This is a genomic window from Haloarcula marismortui ATCC 43049 (assembly GCF_000011085.1).
GTDB lineage: Archaea > Halobacteriota > Halobacteria > Halobacteriales > Haloarculaceae > Haloarcula > Haloarcula marismortui.
Map to the genome: position 1 here is coordinate 351,945 of NC_006395.1, position 19,505 is coordinate 371,449.

The window sequence follows — 19,505 nt, forward strand, 5'->3', positions numbered from 1 at the left end:
TAGAGGCAGCTACTCCTTGACCGCGCCAGCCGTCATCCCAGCGACGATATACTCCTCTAGGAAGGCGAACAAAATCAGGAGTGGGATAATACCAATCACAGACACAGTGAGCATCATCCGCCAGTCGGTCTGCAGCGCGCCGACCATCGAGAAGACCCCGCGAGGGATGTTGTACTTCGCACTGTCAGTGAGGAAGGTAAGCACGAACAGCAGCCGATTCCACGCGTAGAGGAACGTGTAGGTGACACTGGCGACCAGCGCCGGCTTCGTGAGCGGGAGCACGATCTTCGTGAGGATCTGCAGTTGGCTCGCGCCGTCGATACGCGCTGACTCTTCGAGCGCGACGGGGATCGTCTTGAAATACCCGTACAGCATCCAGACGTTGAACGGCAGCGTGAACGCTGCCGCCGGGACGATCACAGCCAGATAGGTGTTGAACAGTCCCATCTGGGAGATAACATCGAAGAGGCCGACGATCAACACAACCGGCGCGAACATCTGGACGACCAGCACGGAGAGGAGAAAGGTTCGCTTCCCCACGAAGTCGTTCCGGGCACACGAGTACGCGGCCGGTATCGCCAGCAGAAGCGTCAACACGACCGTCCCCACCGAGATGATGAAGCTATTGCCGACCCAGAGCAACACGTCGGTCTGTGTCCAGACCTGCAGGTAGGCCTGGAGGCTGGGGTCGCTGGGGACCAGAGTCGCCGGTGCAGCGAAGATCTCCGACTCCGGCTTGAGCGTACTCGAGAACATCGCGTAGAACGGCAACATCATGATCCCGAGTAGTCCGATCAGCACGCCGTAGAGCCGGACTTTGCGGAGACTGCTCCGGTCGTGGCCTGCCATCGTCATAGCTCGTCACCGCCGCGCGTGTAGATGCGCAGGTAGATGATTGCGAAGCCGAACAGGAACAGGAACCCGATGACACTGTAGGCGGCTCCGCGCCCGAGGTTCCCGTTCTGGAGCCCCACCTGATAGATGTGAATGACGAGCGTTGCCGTCGAACTGATCGGTCCGCCGCCGGTCATTGTCCAGATGACGTCGAAGCTGACGAACGTCCAGATCGTCGACAGCAGCGTGGCGATCAGGACGACGCTTTTGAGCTGTGGGAGCGTGATGTACCGAAACTGGTGCCACTTCTCGGCACCGTCGATGGCGGCTGCCTCGTACAGTTCCTGTGGTATCGATTGCAACCCTGCAAGGAAGATAATCGCCATGAACGGCGTTCCGATCCAGATATCAGCCACGACGACGCCGAGCCACGCCAGACTCGGGTTTCCGAGGATACCGATACCCTGTTCGATGATGCCGAGTTTTAGCAAGATCGCGTTGAGGTAGCCGAACTGCGGGTGCTCTATCCACCGGAACACCACAGCGGAGATCGCGTAGGGAATCCCCCACGGGATGAGAAACGCCGTGCGGAAGAACTTCCGACCGCGGATATCTCCCTTGAGGTGAACGGCGATGAGCAGTCCCAGCAGTGTCTTGCCCGCGACACCGGCGACGACCCAGCGACCGGTCTGCCAGAGCAGTCGGTAGAAGATGTCGCTGTTGAATATTTCGACGTAATGCTGCAGCCCCACGAACGTCTCGATGTTGGAGTCGGCGGGTGACTGGTACAGCGATAGCCGAAACGTCTCGATGATCGGGTACCCGACAACGGCCAGCAGGAACACCGCTGCGGGAGCAATGAGGAGGTACGCTCGGCTATTGCGCTGGACGTACGCCAGCCCTCGTTCGAGACGTGAGTCATCGGACGTTTCGGTGTATTCCTCTGCCAGACTCATCCCTGTCTGTCACTCCATGGCATCTTTGAGATCACTCTGTGCATCGTTGAGCGCTTTCTGCGGTGACTTCCGGTCCGCCAGTGCTTCCTGAATGGCTTGGACCATCCGGTCGTTGAACTCGCTGAAGTTACCGAGCTTCGGTCGGGCGCGGGCGTACTGCCCCGCCTCGACGAACGGTCCCCAGTTCTTCGACTCCGAGAAGTACGAGCGCTCCCCGACGGCTTCGACGACGGGGAGGAACCCTTTTTGCTTCGAGTACTGGAACCGTCGCTCCTCGTCGAAGTAGAACCGAATCAGGTCCCGGGCGAGGTCCTTGTGTTCACTCTGACTCAGGATGGCGAGCGTGTCGATAGTGAAGAGGCTGTACCGACCTTCAGGGCCACGCGGTACCTGCACGATACCGTAATCGAAGTCGACATCACCGTTTTCCTTCGCGGCGGTGATGTTGAGTCCCGTGTACACGTGCCCGATGACCATCCCGAGGTCACCGTTCTCGAACAGCTGTCGGATGTCCTGCCGAGTTGAGGAGAGTGGCGATGACTGCGTGACATTGTGTTCGAGATGAAGGTCGGTGTACAACGAGAGGGCATCAACAGCGCCACTGGAGTTCACGACTGGCATTCCTTCGTCGTTGACGAGGTCTGCGCCGTGTGACCAGTGGTAGTGGTAGTACTGCGACCCGGTTTCGATTGCGTCGGCCCCTGCAAGGCCCAGTGCTGGGACGCTCGCATCACTGTCACGGATCTGCGTTGCGGCATCCAGCATATCTTGCCACGAATCGAGCGACGGGTCTTCCGGGTCGAGCCCCGCCGTCTCGAAGACATCTTTGTTGTAGTAGAGGCACTTGTTCGAGGCGGCCCACGGCACGCCGTAGTGGGAGCCGTTGTACATCGTTCCCTCGGCCACGCCGTCGTAGAACTGCTCGCCGAACCCCCCGTCCATCATGTCATCAAGCGGTTCGAGTGCGTCTTTGCCCACCAGCTGGGGGATCCAGCGTGCCGGCCACCGACTGACGTCGGGCGCTTCGCCGCCGTCGACACGGTTGTTCACGGTTTGCCGTGCGTTGTCCCACGTAACGCTGGTGAACTCTACGTCGACGCCGTGTTCGTCCTCGAAGGCCGCGTTGTTCTCCTCGAAGAACTGCTTGATGTTGTCCCCGACGCCCATCGTGAGGAACTGCACGCTCTGCGTACTGCCGTCGCTGCCGCCACCGCCGCTCTCACTGTCGCCGTCACCCCCGTCACTGCCGCTCCCACCGTCGCCGCTGCACCCGGCGATGGCGATGGCGCCGCCTGCGCCAAGCGCCTGGAGAAGCCGTCGGCGGTCGATACTATCCTCGACAGACCTGTCGTTGTTATCGGGCTGCATCGTTAATGTCACCTATTTCCATGTACATAATTCTTTGTGTTGTGTCGCTCATTGGTCAGGCATTGTTCTCGTGAATCGCAACCATGAGGGCCGCGAGTTCGTCGCCGATGACCGAGCGGATTCGTTCGCCTGTCTCCGCGCTCGCCTGCTTCGGCGTCCCGATAGCTCCGGATGAGGAATACTCGTCGAACGAGCGGTAGACAGAGACGTTGCCCCCGTCAAGCAAGTCTTGCCCGCCCCAGCCGTAGTGTTCGTCCATCGGTTCACCGTCGCGGACCGCCGGGTCACCCACGAGGTCTGGTCGGAGCGCAAGCATGAGGGACGTCTCGAACTCACCGCCGTGAGCCATCCCCCCTGTCTCGGTGGTCCGGAGCTCCTCGATTCTATCCGACGCCAGATGGAAGTACGTCGTCCCGAGTACTTCCGCATCAGTGTCGACGCCCACAGTACTCACGACGGCGTCGATGAGTGAACTGTTCCCGCCGTGGCCGTTGACGAACAGCATCGCGTCGAATCCGTTCTGGATGCCAGCGTGTGCGATATCCTCAAGTGTCGCTCGCAAGTGCGCGAACTCGAGTGAGAGGGTCCCACCGAACGACAGATGGTGTGGCGAGAACCCACTCCAGACCGGCGGTGTCACGACGACAGGAACGCCATCTAGGCGCTCGATAGCAGTGTCGACCATCGCCTCGACGAGGAGTGTGTCGGTGACGACCGGGAGGTGGTTCCCGTGCTGTTCGACGCTTCCGACGGGAATAACGAGAACTGAGCCCGGCTGTTCGCCAACATTTCGGATCTGACCCGCAGTCATCCCAGCCCACTCGCTCTCTTTCCGACCGATAGTATCGTACAACATATTACACCGACTCTGTCCGCTGCAACTGATTCAGTTCCACACGCTCGCCATCTGGACCGAACAGATGCATATCCTCTGTATGAAACCCGAGCGCGATTTTGTCGCCCCGTTCTGGGCGGTATTCGCTACTGACCCGGGCAACGACTTCTTTCGACCCGCCTGCAGTCTCCAGATAGAGGAAGTTGTCAGACCCCATTGGTTCTACGACATCGACAACTGTATTGATGTACTCGCCGGCGTCCTCGGCGACGAAATCTTCCGGGCGGACGCCCAGCGTGTACTCCCCGTCCGGAATGTCGACGTTGAGCGTAAACTCAATATTTGACGAGTGGAACGTCGCGTGCCCGCCGCTATTGGTTACACTCGCTTCGAAGAAGTTCATCGATGGTGACCCGATGAACCCCGCGACAAATTTGTTGTTGGGCTCATCGTAGCAGCGTTCCGGTGGCGCGACCTGCTGGAGTTCACCCTGATTGAGAATCACGATCCGGTCGGCCATCGTCATCGCTTCCGTCTGATCGTGCGTGACGTAAATCGTCGTCACGTCCAACTCTTCTTGGATCCGCTGGATCTCCGTGCGCATCTGTGTCCGAAGCTTCGCGTCGAGATTCGACAGCGGTTCGTCCATCAGAAACACGTCCGGGTCGCGGACAATAGCCCGCCCAAGTGCGACACGCTGTTGCTGGCCACCCGAGAGTTGCTTCGGCAGGTCGTCCATGAGGTCCGCAATCTCCAGCAGTTCGGCGGCCTCAGTCACGCGCTGTTCGATTTGATCATCGTACTCGCCTGACAGTCGGAGCCCGAAGGACATGTTATCGCGCACGGTCATATGCGGGTACAGTGCGTAGCTCTGGAACACCATCGCAATGTTCCGGTCCTGTGGACGAACGTCGTTGACTACGCTCCCCCCGATAGCAATCTCACCGTCGGTGACTGTTTCGAGCCCAGCAATCATCCGAAGTGTGGTCGATTTCCCACATCCGGATGGGCCGACAACGACGACAAACTCACCGTCCTCGACGGCCAGAGAAAGGTCCTCAACTGCAAGGACATCGTCGTCGTATACCTTGCTGACGTTTGATAGTGTAACTTCGCTCATACCGAGTAGAAGAAGCATCGCAATCATCATTAATAAATGTTGGTAGTGGTGGCAGAGTCAGGCAGACCAATCACATCGAAACCCGCGGGCCGCCTGTGGAGCACCGTCGGATATAACTGCGTAGCCGGCAGTTCTGCACCGAGGCCAAACGTTACACCCGCAAGTATGACCTATAGTATGCTGCAGAATACGGAGCAGAGACCGACTAAAGCGTAGAAAACAGGATACCAGAGCGTTTCCAAACCCTTTCAATGAGATTGAAAGTCACGTGGGACGCTCGTACGGAATACACGAATGTCACAAAACGACGCCAGAGTGTCTGTAACTACTGAATCAGGTGTTGAAGCCTCCAGCCCACATGTTCATGTGGTTTGTTGCCACCCCCCGAGAGTAAGGAGAGTGCAGAAAATAACACTCGTACTCTTGTTAGAATATCGTCTCTAACGGGACACCGACAGTTTCCAATATGATTGGAAACATTTTGTCTCTCGACGGAATCTATTTTACCCTGCAAGAAAAAGCGCATCCATGCCCTCACAGAACAACAAAACGATCAGCGCGGTCGAGACAACGCTGGACATTCTCGCTGCCCTCGGAAAAGTTGAACCAGTCGGTCTTTCCGAGCTTGCGTCTCATCTTGATATCCCCACAAGTACTGTCTTTATCCACCTCAACACACTTGTCCAGCGGGACTACGTTGTCAAGGATGCCGGGCAGTATCGTCGATCGTTCCGCTTTCTTGAGCTCGGTGGCAGCGTTCGGCAAAGACTGGACATCGGCCGACTGCTTCGCAATAAGGTTGAAGAACTCAGCAGAGAAACTGGCGAGATTGCTGGTGCCGGCATCGAGGAGAACGGCCAGCGGGTCATTCTCTACAGGAGCTCAGGCGGAAAGGCTGCAGGCGACGAAATTCCCATTGGGAATCACACAGAGATGCACTGGACATCGCTGGGCAAAGTAATTCTGGCGCACCTTCCGGTGGAAAAACGAAACGAAATCGTTGCCGACCATGGGCTTCCGAAAGGGACTGATAACACGTTGTCATCCCGGTCTGCTCTCGAAGCGGCGCTTGAACGAATTCGCGACCAGGGCTATGCGATAGACGACGAGGAGCATCTCAGAGGTGTTCGAGGTGTCGCTGTTCCGATATTCAACGACGAACAGGAAGTCATGGTGTCTCTTGGTATTACTGGGCCCAGAGATCGATTCACCTCCAGATACATGGCAAATCTGCTTGAGATACTTCGATATACGAAAAACGAAATCGAAGTTCGAAGTCAGTACTACGAATACAGTACGATAGACGGATAGACAAGAATATGATAGTGAAACGCTCAACACCACAAACAAAATAGAAACGTAGCGTCAGTCTAGGACGGCTTTTGTCTCCGAACTTCACCGTGTAGGTATTGGCTCCTGTCGGTTCAACCCCTATATCCTATGTTTCGATTCGACTGTTTCATATGATCGAACTAGAAAAACCGTGGGAAAGCCATCTGAGTCTCTTCTTCATTTTGATTGTACGACTAAGTCTCGGGTCACCTCCTACATCATATAACGCCTGTACTTCTGTTATTCTTTTTGCGTGATAATCAGACCGTGCCGACATTGTTTCGCTCAATCGAACTAGCCTCGCAAATAGTGTCACACACTCACACAAAAAATAATAGCGAATGACACTTCATGATTCTGGTTTTGTTCTACCGAACTACTAAATCCCATCAGACACACAGCCGACATATGTCTGTGAATACCACGGAACTATCGATCGAGATTATTGATATCGTCTCCGACCGTGACGGTGCACGGCTTCGGGATATCGTTGAAGAGGTAGACGTGGCCAAGAGTACTGCACATAAGCACCTCACCACGCTCCGCGACAGCGGCTTTCTGGTCAAACGCGGCGAAATCTATCAGGTCGGGTTGCGGTTCTTGAATTACGGTGAACAGGCACGAAGCCGATGGCCCGGCTATCCGCATATCGAGGAAGCAATCGCAGCCCTCACCGAACGGACAGAGGAAGAGTGTGACTTCGTGGCTCCGGACCGTGGCAGGGTTATCACAATCGCCGAATCGTACCACAAGTGGGCAAAGTTCGAGGGGACGACCACTGACGGACCATCGAAGGAGTACCGGGCCAGAACGGGGTCATATTATCACATGCACGCGACCGCGTCTGGGCTGGCAGTGTTGTCCACCTATTCCAAGTCCCGGGTCGAAGACGTTATCGAGCGGTGGGGGCTCCCTGCACGGACTGACCACACGATCACGTCGCGGGAAGAGTTGCACGCCGAACTGGAGCAGATTCGAGAACGCGGCTACGCTGTCGACGATCAGGGGTACACTGACGGGATGCGAAGCATTGGGAAAGCCGTTCACGGGCCGGAGGGGGACGTGATTGGCGCGCTCAGTGTCTCGGGCCCGACCTATCGGGTCGATGGGATGGTTCTCGAACAGGAAGTTCCGAATGCACTCAGGGATGTCGTTGACGAACTTGAAGAGCGTCTCCGAACGACGAACTAATCTTGGCGGCGCGTTTCGTAACAACACCCTGTTTTCTAGCCACCGACTACTAGTCCGTCTCTGGCTGGAACATCCCACTTCATTTCTTCCCAAGCGATGCTTTCTGCTGGAATCGCGGACTGTGGTTGCATCAGAGTGGGGTATCGAAGGTAGTTTTTTATAATATGCGTGGAATATGTGCGTATAGCAATGTGTGGCAATAACGAGCATACCGAGAGCGAACCGATCCGACAGTCTGGGACCAGCCGTCGACGGTTCTTGACCGCCGCCGGAGCTGGAACCGCCGGTGTGTTTGCTGGATGCGCTTCGTTGGCCAGCGATGACGGCGACGGTGGGACCGGTGGTGAAAGTGGCGGTGCCAGCACGGGCGACAGTAGTAGTGGCCAGGATTTCAGCGGTGAGACACTGCGCGTAATGGTCTGGAGCGGGAACTACGCTGACCGCTTCGAAGAAACGATAAAACCGATGTACGAAGAGCGGACTGGTGGTCGATTACAGGTCAACCGCGGCTGGAACGAGATCCTGGCAAAAATCAGATCAGCACCGGAGGATCAGCCACCGTTTGATGTCACCATCACGGAGGGGTATTTTTACCTCCTTGGTCGCAACGATGACCTGTTCTTGCCGGTACGAGAGGAGAACGTGCCGAATCTGGATGGCGTCATTGACTATTACACTGATTTCCGAACCACGGAGTTCGGGGTCCCCGTCGACGGTGCGCCGACGACGCTCATCTATCGAAACGATATAGATTTCGAACCGACCACCTGGGCCGACCTTGCCGCCCCAGAAGCCGCCAACGGGAATGGAATCGGTATCGACAAAGGGTTCTGGTGGTTCCCACAGCATGACGCTGCTGTCGCGATGGATGCGAAGGAGCTTGCTGGGGAAGTGTACGATGAGGACCTCTCGATGGACGTGTTTGACTATATGGAGGAGCAGTGGAACATCCAGGGCTGGGCTTCTTCCGGGGAAGACATCTGGCAACTGTTCGAGAACGGCATTATCGACCACGCGCAGTGGTACTACGAACAGACCGCGTACGATATTGACGACTATCCTAACCTGAGCCACACCGCACCGGATAGAAACAGCGGTTTCGTCAACCACTGGTGTCCGGTCCGTGGCACTGACAAACGGCGGATGGCGGAGGATTTCTTGAATTTCCTGCTGGACGCCGAGACCCAGACACGGTGGTCGGAAAACAGTCCGACGCTGTTTACGAATACGGACATGGAATACGCGACTGAAAAACTCAACGAGGACCTCCCCAACAACAGTGACGAAGCAGCGCTCGTCGCCTGGCCGGAGTTCGATTACATCAACTCGAACTTTGACAGCTTCAACCAGCGGATCTCGGAGATGGAGGCGAGTTCGAACTAGCGATGTCGGGACCGATGTTTACAAGGGACCAGTGTCTCAGTGGCCAACACGAATTGCATAACTCATGTCGGAGATAGAACTACAGAACCTCTCGAAATCGTTCGGGGAGCTCGATGCGGTGACAGATGTCTCCCTATCCGTTCGGGACGGGGAACTGTTGTGCTTACTCGGTCCCAGTGGCTGTGGCAAGTCGACGACGATGCGAATGATCAGTGGGCTGGAGACACCGTCGTCCGGGACAGTCTACATCGGAGATGCGGACGTGACCGACGAACCGGCCTACGACAGGGACACCTCGATGGTGTTCCAGAACTGGGCGCTGTTCCCTTACAAGACCGTACTTGAGAACGTTGCGTTCGGTCTCAAGATGCGTGGCATGGGAAAACAGCAGCGGCGTGACCGCGCCAGCGAGATGCTGGACCGCGTTCACATGGATGGGTATGAAAGTCACAGTCCGACCGACCTCTCGGGTGGCCAGAAACAGCGTGTCGCGCTGGCACGGTCGCTGGCAGTGGACCCTGACGTGCTACTGCTTGATGAACCCCTCTCGAACTTGGATAAGCGACTGCGTGAGGAGATGGAGATCGAGCTGAAAGATATTCGCGAAGAGTTTCAGAAAACGTTCGTTCACGTCACACACAATCAGGACGAAGCGTTCACCCTTGCTGATCGTATCGGCATAATGAACGATGGGCGACTGGTGCAGGTCGGAGAGCCGAATGAAGTGTATCGGGACCCGAAAAACAAGTTTGTCGAGGAATTCCTGGGTGATACAAACTTCGTCAGTGGTACTGTAAGCGACAGTGACGGCCAGTACAGCTATCTGGTGACGGAGTTCGACTCGGAGATCCGTGTACCGGTGACTTCGAAAATCCAGCCCGAAGCGTCCCTTACTGTCTCGCTCCGTCCCGAGTTCATGCAAATAGCTCCTCTCACCGATGAATCAACCCGGGCATCTCACCAGACCCGTGCCGACGGTAACGGCGGTGGTGGTGGTGTTTCCGGGACCGTAGAGAGTACTATTTATCGCGGCTCCAGCATCCGCCATGTCGTCGACATCGGCGGGGAGCAACTGTTCGTCGAACAGAGCGTTACTGACCAATCAGCAATTGATGAAGGAGATACGGTTGAGCTCAGCTGGGATATCGATGACATACTGCTGTTCCGTCCCGACGGCACGAGGGTGAGGGACCGACAATGAGTGTCGACTCCAGAACGACTGTGTTAGACCGCCTCTGGTCGCTATTTGAGGGACAGTCTGGCTCTCGCCGCTCGTTGTTGCTGATGAGCCCACTGATCCTGTTCGAGTTGCTGGTGTTCGTGGTTCCGTTTCTGTTGCTGGTTCGCATCAGTTTCAGCGAACAGTCACAGGGCCTCCCGTATGCCGAGGGGACGTTCACCATCGCATCGTAAGTGCAGGTCCTCCAGTCTGAGTTGCTCCAGGGAATCATCGTGTATTCGTTCAAGCTCGGCATCATCGCGACGCTACTCACAGTCGTCCTCGCGGTTTTCTATGCATATGCCACCTGGCGCGCGAACGGGGTGCGGAAATCGGCCCTGTTATTTTCGGTTGTGCTGCCGCTGTTGACGACACTCGTAATCAAGACGTACGTGTGGGTTCCGTTGCTGGCTCCGAACGGGACGGCCAACAGCCTCTTGCTCGCAGTCGGCCTCATTCAGGCACCCCTGCAGATAGTCCCGAACACGCTTGGCGTCGTCATCGGACAAGTGTATATCGTCTTCCCGTATGCGATGCTGGCAATTTACAGCGTCCTGACAACCGTTGAATGGGAGCTTGTCGAGGCGGCCAGGGACCTCGGAGCCAGCCGAATCCGGTCTTTCTTTGCGGTCGTTCTGCCAGAGATTATGCCAGGAATCACCGTCGCGACTGTTATCTCCTTTGCCTGGAGCGTCGGCGCGTATTCCGCACCGGCGCTGCTCGGTGCAGGGAGCGATCGCCCGTTCGCACTCGAAGTGCAGGAGCAGATGCTAGTCAATTTCAACTGGCCGATAGCCACTGCCCTCTCGACGGTAATGCTCGTCCTGATGTTCGTGAGCATTCTTGTCATCTACACTGTCCTCGGCCGCTTTGGAGGTGACGTGACCAATGCAACGTAGTCTCGAATGGCTTGGAACGGCAGCGTTTCGCATCGGTTATATAGCGATATTCGTTGTCATGCTGTTACCGCTGGGTATTGTTATTGCAACGTCCTTCTCCGCGTCGGGGAACTTGCAGTTCCCGCCGCAAGCGCTCTCCCTGCGATGGTACAGCGCGTTCTTTGCCGATGTGGTGTGGCTACGAGCGTTCGATAATAGTCTCGTCGTCGGTGTCGGAACGACGGTCGTCGCTACGTTTATGGGCATCACGGCTGCGTTCGGTCTTGAAGCACACAGAGGCCGGTTCGGTGATATCCTGACGCCCATCGTCATCCTACCATTGCTCATTCCGCCGGTCATCCTTGGGGTGACGCTGCTCGTGTATTTCAGCAGGCTTGGGTTTCGGTCGTCGTATCTCAGCATCATCTTGGCCCACAGTCTCTGGGCCACACCGCTCGTGTTCTTCGTGATGCAGTCCGTCTTCCAGCGGTTCGACTGGCAACTGCGCGACGCTGGGATGGACCTCGGGGCGAATCCGATCCGTGTGTTCATCCACGTCATCCTGCCGAACGTCAAAAGCGGGATACTTGTGTCTGCGCTGCTGGCGTTCATTATCAGCCTGCAGGAGTTCGTGATGGCGCTGTTCCTGTCGAACTATCAGACGCAGACGATTCCCGTGCTGGCCTGGAATTCCCTGCGCCAGTCGCTTACGCCCATCGTCAGTGTCGTCTCGACGTTTCTCATCCTCATCTCCGTTGTCGGGCTCCTCGCCGCCGCTCTCGCCACAAATATCGAATTCGTGGCGAAACGGTTGTCCTGAAATTTCAGGGGGCCGTTTCGATTGTAAAATCGCCGGACTAACAGACGAAGCTGAATTTCTGAGATTACTATATTTTTGGTACAAGACTAAATGACGAGGACACTATCAAGCAATTCTCAAAAAATTATATAATATCCCATCTGAAGAGCAGAGCGGGAAAATATTTTTATAATGTGGTACCGTCACACAATACGTATGCGAGCAGCTGTGTTAGAGGAGTACGAGGAGCCGCTAGCTATCAGAGACGTCGAACGCCCGGACCCGGACCCGGATGGCGTCGTCGCTAAGGTCGATGCCTGCGGTGTCTGCCGGAGCGACTGGCACGGATGGGTCGGCAACTGGGACTGGTTTGATTACAAGCCACCGCGGGGCCATATTCTCGGCCACGAACCGTCGGGGACGGTCGTCGAAGTCGGCGAGAATGTTGACACAGTCAAAGAAGGGGATACGGTCGCCATCCCGTTCAATTTTGCCTGTGGCCACTGTCACGAGTGCCGTGTTGGCTATGAAAACCTCTGTGAGAACCATCTGGGGCTCGGCTTCCAGCCCGGAGCGCCGGGGGCCTTTGCCGAAGAAGTCCCGATTCCAAACGCCGACATCAACGCTGTGAAGCTCCCTGATGGTGTGGACCCCGTCGAGGTCGCTGGCATGGGGTGCCGCTTCATGACGTCGTACCGTGGAATGGCCCATCAGGCCGACGTGAGTCGCGGTGAGTACGTCGTCGTTCAGGGGCTCGGTGGTATCGGACTGTCAGCGGTCCACATCGCGGACGCACTGGGTGGAAACGTCATCGGTGTCGACCTGATGGACGAAAAACTCGAAATGGCTGAAGAGCTGGGTGCCATCGACACCGTCAACGCAGCTGAAGAGGACGATGTCGTACAGGCGGTCCGAGATATCACGGACGGCGGCGCGCACGTCTCTCTAGACGCACTGGGGATTGAGGAGACCTGCCAGAACGCTATCGAATCGCTCAGAACGCGCGGGCGACACGTCCAGATCGGCCTAACGACGAAAGAACAGCGAGGGTACAACTCGCTGCCCACGGATACGATCGTAATGAACGAGATTCAGGTGCAGGGCTCTAGCGGCCTCCCGCCGTCGAAGTACGGTGAGATGTTCCGGATGGTAGAGAACGGCAAGCTCGACCCCGGTGCCGTCATAACCGACAAAATCGGTCTGGAGGGCGTTAGCGACGAACTGGCTGCCATGACCGACTACGAGACAATCGGGATTCCCGTTGTCAACGAGTTCGCCTGAGCTATGCCTGACAGCGAGACGCGAACCGCTATGCGGGAGCGACATCTGCAGGCCCACGAGGACGCGCTAGCGGACATCGTTATCGAGCCGTGGATAGGTGGGACCTCAGTCTCAGGTTCAGAGCCGATTCCGACACGCGACCCGGTCATCGATGAACCGATAACGGCAGTCCCGGTCTGTGATGACGAGTTGGTCAACCAAGCTGTGCAAGTCGCCTGGGACGGCTTTGAAACGTGGAGTGACCGAACACCCACGGACCGATCACAGCGCCTTAGCGAGTGGGTTGACGTTCTGGAGGAGCACCTCGACGAGCTAGCCCTGTTAGAGTGTCTCGATACTGGCAAGCCACTGTCTGAAGCGCGCGGCGAAGTTGAAGGCGCGCTCAGGACACTCGAGTACTATGCGGCAGTTGCCAGGACACAACAGGGAAGTCAGATACCGGCACAGGGGGACCTCCATATGTACACGAGAATGGAGCCATACGGGGTTGTCGGACAGATCACCCCCTGGAACTTCCCTGCGTGGGCGGCCGCATGGAAGTTCGGGCCTGCCCTGGCTGCCGGCAACTGTTCTGTGCTGAAGCCATCCGCGTACACCCCATTGACAACGGTCAGGATGGCACAGCTCTCAGATGGGATCTTCCCCGACGGCGTGATCAATGTTGTCACCGGTGGTGGGTCGACGACTGGGGCCACACTAACTGAACACGAAGATGTCCGGAAGCTCTCGTTTACTGGGAGTGGCAGCGTCGGCCAGGAAGTCATGCAGACTGCCGCCGCCCGTATCGCTCCCGTGACGCTCGAACTGGGCGGGAAGTCGCCGCTTCTCGTCTTTCCCGATGCAGACATGCAAACAGCTGTCGACGCTGCCGCAGCAGGCGTCTACTACAGTACCGGTGAGATCTGTGATGCACTGTCCAGAGCAATTGTCCACGAAGACGTCCACGACGAGTTCGTCGACCGACTGGTGGCCCGGGCTGAATCGTACACGCTCGGTGACCCGCTTGATGATGAGACGACGCTGGGGCCGTTGACCAACGAGGACCAGTTTGAGACTGTGTCGGACTATGTCACCATCGGCCGAAACGAGGGTGCTACGCTCGCCACTGGTGGCACTGCACCGGATGACCGCGCCCTCGCTGACGGTCATTACGTTGAACCGGCTGTGTTCACAGATGTCGAGCCCGATATGCGAATCGCGCGCGAAGAAATCTTTGGCCCCGTCCAGACTGTCCAGTCATTCGAGACGTATGATGAGGCCATCGCGCTGGCGAACGACACGGAGTTTGGCCTTGCTGGAGGGGTCGCGACAGAATCGACTGATATCGCCCACCAAGCTGCCGCAGACATAGATGCAGGCGTCGTCTACATCAATGCATACGGACCGATCCGACCCGAAGGTCCGTACGGCGGGTTCAAAGAGTCGGGAATCGGCCACGACCTCGGCAGGGCGGCGGTAGAGCAGTACCAGCAACCCAAAACGGTGTACGTCAACCTCGACAGCCCTGAAATCTGAAGTGAAAGAATCACGAAAACCGGCGCTAGCACCCCTCCAACGGTATCTTGCACGTTATTTTGGCACCCGCCTTCACGCGTGGAGCAGGCGGGTTCTGGTTGACTTGTTTGATGAAATACACCGAATTGTGTAATAGCTCTTGCGAGTATAGGCGTATCTGCCATAGCTACGTTGAATATACACCAAACAAATTCCGAATACGAGCTTGCTGGTAGCGTAATCCGAAAAATAGAAGCAAACTTGGTAAATATTGGCTCCTATTTCTATGGAAATCTCTAAACCTGCCGAAAAGCCCAGATATCTGTTCTGTTCCTGTTTATATATGTGTCATGCCACGGATTCCGCGTTCATACTACGGCGAACTCGGCAACGATTCTGTTGTAGCATCCGCTTCAGGTCATAGGGTTTCAATACGCCCTGTTATCTCAGTGGTACATAGTGAGTCTTCGTCGCCACTGCTCCCGCCAACGCAACTCTTTCCATGTTGTTCGGGAACCGCTCGCGAAAGGATCGCCTTTTGAACTGACTGCGCTTCGTACTTCTAGTTTCGACACCAGCCACCCCACTGCAGTGACAGGACGCCCTCGCCCGACAGAATGACACCACAGGCTACTGATTCCGATATTTCCGAGACCACTGCTGAATCACCTGTCCGAACAGCCAATTCGACGTGGTGGCTCGTAGCGGGTACAAGCCTCATCTCGATGGGACTGGCTGCCTACGAGATCGTTCCTGCAAGCGTTACACCGCTTATTCGGGAATCACTGCAGGTCGGGCCGACAGCCGCCGGTCTCGTCGTTGGGGTCATGTTCGGGACCGCTGTCGTCGTCAGCCTCCCTGTCGGTGCTGTGCTGGACCGGACCGATTCAAGAATCGCGATGGCCCTTGCGGTGGGCATATTGGTCATCGCCGGGGTGTGGGGATGGCGAGCCGGCCGGCGTGGCCAGTACGAGTCAATCCTTGCATCTCGTGCACTGGGGGGAGCCGCGTATGTCGTCGTCTGGAACGCCGGTATCGATATGGTAAGCCGGGCCGTCGATGGCTCTCACCGCGCGACAGCAGTGGGCATCTTCACTGCGAGCGGCCCGGTCGGCTTTGCACTCGGACAGGGAACGGGGCCGCTCATTGCCCACCGGTTCGGCTGGCCGGCTGTCTTTCTGGCCTTCATTGTCCCCGCAATCGTGGGGCTGGCCGTCTTCTGGCCAGCGAGCCACGGGCACGGTGGGAGCCGCGGCGATGCCCCGTCCCTGCGAGAATTCGGGGCCGTGCTCCGGAGCCCGAGCGTCTGGCTTGTCGGTGTCCTCGGCTTCCTGGGTTACGCGCTGTACCTGTTCGTGAATAGCTGGGGCTCGTCGTACCTCACACAGGGTTTGGGCTTCTCTCTGGCCGTGAGCGGGCTCGTCGTTGCTGTATTCCCCGCTGTTGGGGTGGTATCTCGAATCAGCGGCGGACTCATTTCGGACCGGGTCTTTGATGGCAGACGGCGACCGGTCGTGCTGTGGTCGTTCGGTCTCGCCGCTCCGCTTCTCCTCGGGTTTACGCAGTTTCGCTCGCTGGCACTACTTGTTGCTGTCCTCCTGCTGATCGGGTTTGCGGTCCAACTGACGCTTGGCCTCTCGTTTACGTACGTCCGCGAACTCGTCGACCCGCGCGTCGCTGCAACGGCAGTCGCATTCCAGACTAGTATCGGCCTCGCGGGGGCGTTTGTTGCACCGATTGTCGGCGGCGCCGTGGTGAACAGAGCTGGATTCGAACCGGCGTTTTTACTGGCCGGCGCGGTCGCTATCGCTGGTATCGTTGTTGCATGGCAGGCCCCGGAGCCTGGACGCCAGTAGGATAAGACGCGCTCAACCCCGTTTCTCACGACACAGTTCTACGACCGCATCCCGGAGAGATCGGCTCAACTGATTTGCCGGTAGCCTGTGTATTGCAAACGAATGCCAGCCAAATCATTCACACTTGCGGCCGCGCAGGTAGAGCCCGTCTACCACGACAAGGAGGGAACGCTGGACAAGACATGCCGGTATATCGAGCAGGCGGGTCGGGACGGTGCAGACATTGTCGTCTTTCCGGAGACGTACTTCCCGGGGTACCCATACTGGCGGGGCAGTGTTTCTATCTCCAGATGGACTGATCTGATGGTGGACCTCCAGAAGAACAGTCTCCACGTTGACGACGAGGCTATCGAAATACTCGGCGAGGCAGTCGCGGAAGCCGACCTCACGCTTGTGCTGGGGACGAACGAAATTAGCGATCGGCAGGGGAGCGAGACGCTCTACAATTCGCTGTTTTACTTCGACAATACCGGGGAGCTGATGGGCCGTCACCGGAAGCTAATGCCAACCCACGAGGAGCGTGCCATCTGGGGCCGTGGCGACCCGTCGAGTCTGGCCACCTACGAAACGGATGTCGGCCGACTCGGCGGGCTCATCTGCTATGAGAACCACATGACGCTCTCGAAGGCGGCGCTGACTACAATGGGTGAGGAGATACACGCTGCTGTCTGGCCCGGTTTCTGGGAACAGCACGGTCATCCCGGAGACAAAACCCGAGCGGAGACGAGCGAAGCTGTAGACTCCTGTGATGTCTATCCCGCGATGCGTGAGTACGCCTTCGAAACCCAGTCGTTCGTCGCTGCGTGCTCGGCGTACATGAGCGAGGCTGTGCCGGACGGATTTTCGGAGGACGAACTCGGATTCAACGTCGCCGCGGGCGGGAGTATGCTGGTCAACCCGGCGGGGATTGTCAAAGCCGGTCCACTGATTGGCGAGGAAGGGCTCCTGACTGCCGAGTTCAGGGACGACGAACGCCGGGCGACAAAGGCGTACTTCGATGCGATGGGTCATTACACCCGATGGGACGCCGTCAATCTGTCCATCAGCGACGAGACGCTAGCGCCGTCACAGCCTCAAGAAGCCAGCAAGCATGCCGTGGCCGGAAACGGCTCGCTCTCAGCAGCACGGGCACAGGCGATAGCCGACGAGTACGATGTTCCTGTCGAGGCTGTCGAAGCAGTCGTCGACGAATTAGTCGGCTAATCGGCCGCAGCTAGTCCATTCTTGAACGGACTGCAAAACGATGGTCGAAGTATTACTTGTTGTAACTGTCGGGAATCAACACGACACCGTGGAAATCGAAGAGGTCGGACACAACCGACTCAATACGACCGAAGTTCGGTGGGAGGGCGACGGCCGGCAGATAAAAATCGTTGTTCGAGAACTTGTTGTTCTCGGTAGCTCTCTTTTGTGATTTACTCATTTCAATATTATATACTTGCTATAGCATTCTAAGCCCGTTGGTGGATAATTACGGGTATTTATTACAGGTAATTTTAATGATTGTTAGCATATATTACCCTCAGAACGCGTGCTTCTCGCCAAATATGCCGAACGAGTGACAGATGGCCCTTGGATTGTTTTAGGTTTGTTCCGACTCCAAAGCAGATCCCAGATTTGTTTTCAGCGGTGAAAACAAACCCTTCCGAGCACTATGCAGGTCCTCGGATTACAACCAGTTTTATATTTTTGCCCTCGTGTGTGCATCTGTGTATGTAAACATTGACGTGGAGTCCCAGCATATACACGGCAACTCACCGATGATTGTGTTCAAGTGTCGAGCCAGTATTGATCTGTGACGACTCGATAGCAGTCCGCCTCCCACACAATGTCAATAACGACGAAAATACATATCGAACACGAACGCCTCGCGCTGGTTCCAACCTTACAGAACCTCGAAGACATAGCCATCCGTGTCATCACACAGGGGAATACTGATCCGGGGTCCACTGTGTTTCCGTTCCTCATCGAGTATCGCGACAGGGACCGACTCGAAGAGATGCTTGATGCCGATCCGACAGTCCAGAGCTACGAACTAGTCGACTGGACCGACCAGACCGGAATATATTACATCGAACACACCCCGAAAACGAAACTTATCAGCACTGTCGTTACCGATGTCAACGGATTTCTGGTCCATACAGAGACGAAGGGCAACGGGTGGCTCGTCCGACTCTTGCTCCCTGACCGCGAGGCGCTCAATACGATCTGGGAGTACGCAAACGAGAACGACATTTCTCTCGATATCATCGAAATATACGGAAACACGGACACCGGCGGTGAGTCGTCGTACGGGTTGACCGACGAACAGCTGACCGCGCTGATAACTGCATACGAACACGGCTATTTTGGAGAACCAAGGGATATCTCTCTGAACGAAGTCGCCGACGAAATTGGACTGTCCTCGACAGCAATGAGCGGTAGACTCCGTCGTGGGATGCGGAACCTCATTGCGGCAACGATAATTGACAGAGAGGAGTGAGTTCACGGAACCGGTGTCGGTGAGTGCTTGGAGGGCGCTCCGATTAGCGTGGCCATTTTAGTCCGCTCCCGTGATACCGAACCATGTTTGAGGCCAGATTCTATAGTATGTGTCCAAAGATGTCAAAAATAGATGTACCGGGACGGATAGTAGACCCACCTAACTGCGAAGACCTATTCGGATCGTCGGTTTGAATCTTTTTGACGGTAGACTGGCCGTAGTGCTGTCGCGTCTTTGTTATAGCCTAACCAGACGCTCAACGCCGTCGCAGCGAAGACAAGATACACCGGGAACAGAAGGACGAGTGTGTATCCAGCAAGGACCGGAGTCAGGACATCTAGCCAATACAGTGTCGCGATCCCGGCGAGTCCACCGACAGCACTCGCAACGATCCCCAGACGAAACGCCTGAGCGGCGGCAGGACCGGGCGACAGGTGAATCGTATCCATACAATACTTTATATGGCTGAACATCATA

17 protein-coding genes and 1 pseudogene are annotated in these 19,505 nt (G+C 56.7%); 11 read left to right on the forward strand and 7 right to left on the reverse strand.

Features of this window, described 5'->3' with window-relative positions:
- Positions 1-9: 9 nt before the first annotated feature.
- Genes RR_RS03795 through RR_RS03815 form a run of 5 tightly spaced genes read right to left on the reverse strand, consistent with a single transcriptional unit; the run spans position 10 to position 5,113 of the window.
- Positions 10-855: a carbohydrate ABC transporter permease gene (locus RR_RS03795; protein ID WP_011222726.1), complete on the reverse strand. Its 846-nt coding sequence runs from the start codon at positions 853-855 to the stop codon at positions 10-12.
- The gene (locus RR_RS03800; RefSeq protein WP_004965984.1) at positions 852-1,790 is read right to left on the reverse strand and encodes a carbohydrate ABC transporter permease; all 939 of its coding nucleotides are present in this window, start codon (positions 1,788-1,790) and stop codon (positions 852-854) included. The genes RR_RS03795 and RR_RS03800 overlap by 4 nt, the downstream gene beginning before the upstream one ends.
- A 9-nt stretch (positions 1,791-1,799) precedes the next feature.
- On the reverse strand, positions 1,800-3,158 hold the full coding sequence (locus RR_RS03805) for an ABC transporter substrate-binding protein (protein WP_011222727.1): 1,359 nt from the start codon (positions 3,156-3,158) through the stop codon (positions 1,800-1,802).
- A 55-nt stretch (positions 3,159-3,213) separates the two neighbouring features.
- Positions 3,214-4,014 carry a creatininase family protein gene (locus RR_RS03810; protein WP_011222728.1) on the reverse strand — a complete coding sequence of 267 codons (801 nt, stop codon included), beginning with the start codon at positions 4,012-4,014 and terminating at the stop codon, positions 3,214-3,216.
- A gap of 1 nt (position 4,015) precedes the next feature.
- Positions 4,016-5,113, reverse strand: a complete 1,098-nt coding sequence (locus tag RR_RS03815) for an ABC transporter ATP-binding protein (RefSeq protein ID WP_049919412.1) — start codon at positions 5,111-5,113, stop codon at positions 4,016-4,018.
- Positions 5,114-5,641: 528 nt separating this feature from the next.
- Here RR_RS03815 and RR_RS03820 point away from each other — a divergent pair.
- The 10 genes and pseudogenes from RR_RS03820 to RR_RS03865 all read left to right on the forward strand — a co-directional run bounded on the left by RR_RS03820 (position 5,642) and on the right by RR_RS03865 (position 17,749).
- The gene (locus tag RR_RS03820; protein WP_011222729.1) at positions 5,642-6,424 is read left to right on the forward strand and encodes an IclR family transcriptional regulator; all 783 of its coding nucleotides are present in this window, start codon (positions 5,642-5,644) and stop codon (positions 6,422-6,424) included.
- A 429-nt stretch (positions 6,425-6,853) separates the two neighbouring features.
- Positions 6,854-7,636 (forward strand): IclR family transcriptional regulator, encoded by a 783-nt coding sequence (locus RR_RS03825; RefSeq protein ID WP_049938604.1) that lies wholly within the window; start codon positions 6,854-6,856, stop codon positions 7,634-7,636.
- Between the two features lie 189 nt (positions 7,637-7,825).
- A complete protein-coding gene (locus RR_RS03830; protein WP_007190551.1) occupies positions 7,826-9,019 on the forward strand; it encodes an ABC transporter substrate-binding protein in 1,194 nt (397 codons plus the stop codon).
- 64 nt (positions 9,020-9,083) lie between these two features.
- Positions 9,084-10,220 carry an ABC transporter ATP-binding protein gene (locus tag RR_RS03835; RefSeq protein WP_011222732.1) on the forward strand — a complete coding sequence of 379 codons (1,137 nt, stop codon included), beginning with the start codon at positions 9,084-9,086 and terminating at the stop codon, positions 10,218-10,220.
- Positions 10,217-11,137 (forward strand): annotated as a pseudogene (locus RR_RS03840) (ABC transporter permease). The gene RR_RS03835 and the pseudogene RR_RS03840 overlap by 4 nt, the downstream one beginning before the upstream one ends.
- Complete coding sequence (locus RR_RS03845) at positions 11,127-11,936, forward strand: ABC transporter permease (protein ID WP_011222735.1); 810 nt, start codon at positions 11,127-11,129, stop codon at positions 11,934-11,936. Before RR_RS03840 ends, RR_RS03845 begins: the two are co-directional and overlap by 11 nt.
- A gap of 195 nt (positions 11,937-12,131) precedes the next feature.
- Positions 12,132-13,196, forward strand: coding sequence for a zinc-dependent alcohol dehydrogenase family protein (locus tag RR_RS03850; protein WP_007190547.1), 1,065 nt, complete (start codon positions 12,132-12,134; stop codon positions 13,194-13,196).
- A gap of 3 nt (positions 13,197-13,199) precedes the next feature.
- Complete coding sequence (locus RR_RS03855) at positions 13,200-14,711, forward strand: aldehyde dehydrogenase family protein (protein ID WP_011222737.1); 1,512 nt, start codon at positions 13,200-13,202, stop codon at positions 14,709-14,711.
- A 596-nt stretch (positions 14,712-15,307) separates the two neighbouring features.
- The gene (locus RR_RS03860) at positions 15,308-16,546 is read left to right on the forward strand and encodes an MFS transporter (RefSeq protein WP_011222738.1); all 1,239 of its coding nucleotides are present in this window, start codon (positions 15,308-15,310) and stop codon (positions 16,544-16,546) included.
- Positions 16,547-16,648: 102 nt separating this feature from the next.
- Complete coding sequence (locus RR_RS03865; RefSeq protein ID WP_011222739.1) at positions 16,649-17,749, forward strand: carbon-nitrogen hydrolase family protein; 1,101 nt, start codon at positions 16,649-16,651, stop codon at positions 17,747-17,749.
- A gap of 52 nt (positions 17,750-17,801) precedes the next feature.
- On the opposite strand, the gene RR_RS22245 is transcribed toward RR_RS03865, so the two are convergent.
- Positions 17,802-17,969 (reverse strand): hypothetical protein, encoded by a 168-nt coding sequence (locus RR_RS22245; RefSeq protein ID WP_165897493.1) that lies wholly within the window; start codon positions 17,967-17,969, stop codon positions 17,802-17,804.
- A gap of 405 nt (positions 17,970-18,374) precedes the next feature.
- On the opposite strand from RR_RS22245, the gene RR_RS03870 reads away from it, so the two are divergent.
- Positions 18,375-19,028: a helix-turn-helix domain-containing protein gene (locus RR_RS03870; protein WP_011222741.1), complete on the forward strand. Its 654-nt coding sequence runs from the start codon at positions 18,375-18,377 to the stop codon at positions 19,026-19,028.
- A gap of 173 nt (positions 19,029-19,201) precedes the next feature.
- On the opposite strand, the gene RR_RS23075 is transcribed toward RR_RS03870, so the two are convergent.
- Positions 19,202-19,477 carry a hypothetical protein gene (locus RR_RS23075; protein ID WP_049938607.1) on the reverse strand — a complete coding sequence of 92 codons (276 nt, stop codon included), beginning with the start codon at positions 19,475-19,477 and terminating at the stop codon, positions 19,202-19,204.
- Positions 19,478-19,505: the final 28 nt, after the last annotated feature.

Excerpts from the sequence above, each read along its gene's own strand:
- RR_RS03860 (WP_011222738.1), top strand. The coding sequence starts at position 15,308 with ATGACACCACAGGCTACTGATTCCGATATTTCCGAGACCACTGCTGAA.
- RR_RS03805 (WP_011222727.1), bottom strand. The coding sequence starts at position 3,158 with ATGCAGCCCGATAACAACGACAGGTCTGTCGAGGATAGTATCGACCGC.
- RR_RS03865 (WP_011222739.1), top strand. The coding sequence starts at position 16,649 with ATGCCAGCCAAATCATTCACACTTGCGGCCGCGCAGGTAGAGCCCGTC.
- RR_RS03845 (WP_011222735.1), top strand. The coding sequence starts at position 11,127 with ATGCAACGTAGTCTCGAATGGCTTGGAACGGCAGCGTTTCGCATCGGT.
- RR_RS03795 (WP_011222726.1), bottom strand. The coding sequence starts at position 855 with ATGACGATGGCAGGCCACGACCGGAGCAGTCTCCGCAAAGTCCGGCTC.
- RR_RS22245 (WP_165897493.1), bottom strand. The coding sequence starts at position 17,969 with ATGAGTAAATCACAAAAGAGAGCTACCGAGAACAACAAGTTCTCGAAC.
- RR_RS03810 (WP_011222728.1), bottom strand. The coding sequence starts at position 4,014 with ATGTTGTACGATACTATCGGTCGGAAAGAGAGCGAGTGGGCTGGGATG.
- RR_RS23075 (WP_049938607.1), bottom strand. The coding sequence starts at position 19,477 with ATGGATACGATTCACCTGTCGCCCGGTCCTGCCGCCGCTCAGGCGTTT.
- RR_RS03825 (WP_049938604.1), top strand. The coding sequence starts at position 6,854 with ATGTCTGTGAATACCACGGAACTATCGATCGAGATTATTGATATCGTC.
- RR_RS03820 (WP_011222729.1), top strand. The coding sequence starts at position 5,642 with ATGCCCTCACAGAACAACAAAACGATCAGCGCGGTCGAGACAACGCTG.
- RR_RS03835 (WP_011222732.1), top strand. The coding sequence starts at position 9,084 with ATGTCGGAGATAGAACTACAGAACCTCTCGAAATCGTTCGGGGAGCTC.
- RR_RS03870 (WP_011222741.1), top strand. The coding sequence starts at position 18,375 with ATGTCAATAACGACGAAAATACATATCGAACACGAACGCCTCGCGCTG.
- RR_RS03800 (WP_004965984.1), bottom strand. The coding sequence starts at position 1,790 with ATGAGTCTGGCAGAGGAATACACCGAAACGTCCGATGACTCACGTCTC.
- RR_RS03855 (WP_011222737.1), top strand. The coding sequence starts at position 13,200 with ATGCCTGACAGCGAGACGCGAACCGCTATGCGGGAGCGACATCTGCAG.
- RR_RS03830 (WP_007190551.1), top strand. The coding sequence starts at position 7,826 with ATGTGTGGCAATAACGAGCATACCGAGAGCGAACCGATCCGACAGTCT.
- RR_RS03850 (WP_007190547.1), top strand. The coding sequence starts at position 12,132 with ATGCGAGCAGCTGTGTTAGAGGAGTACGAGGAGCCGCTAGCTATCAGA.
- RR_RS03815 (WP_049919412.1), bottom strand. The coding sequence starts at position 5,113 with ATGAGCGAAGTTACACTATCAAACGTCAGCAAGGTATACGACGACGAT.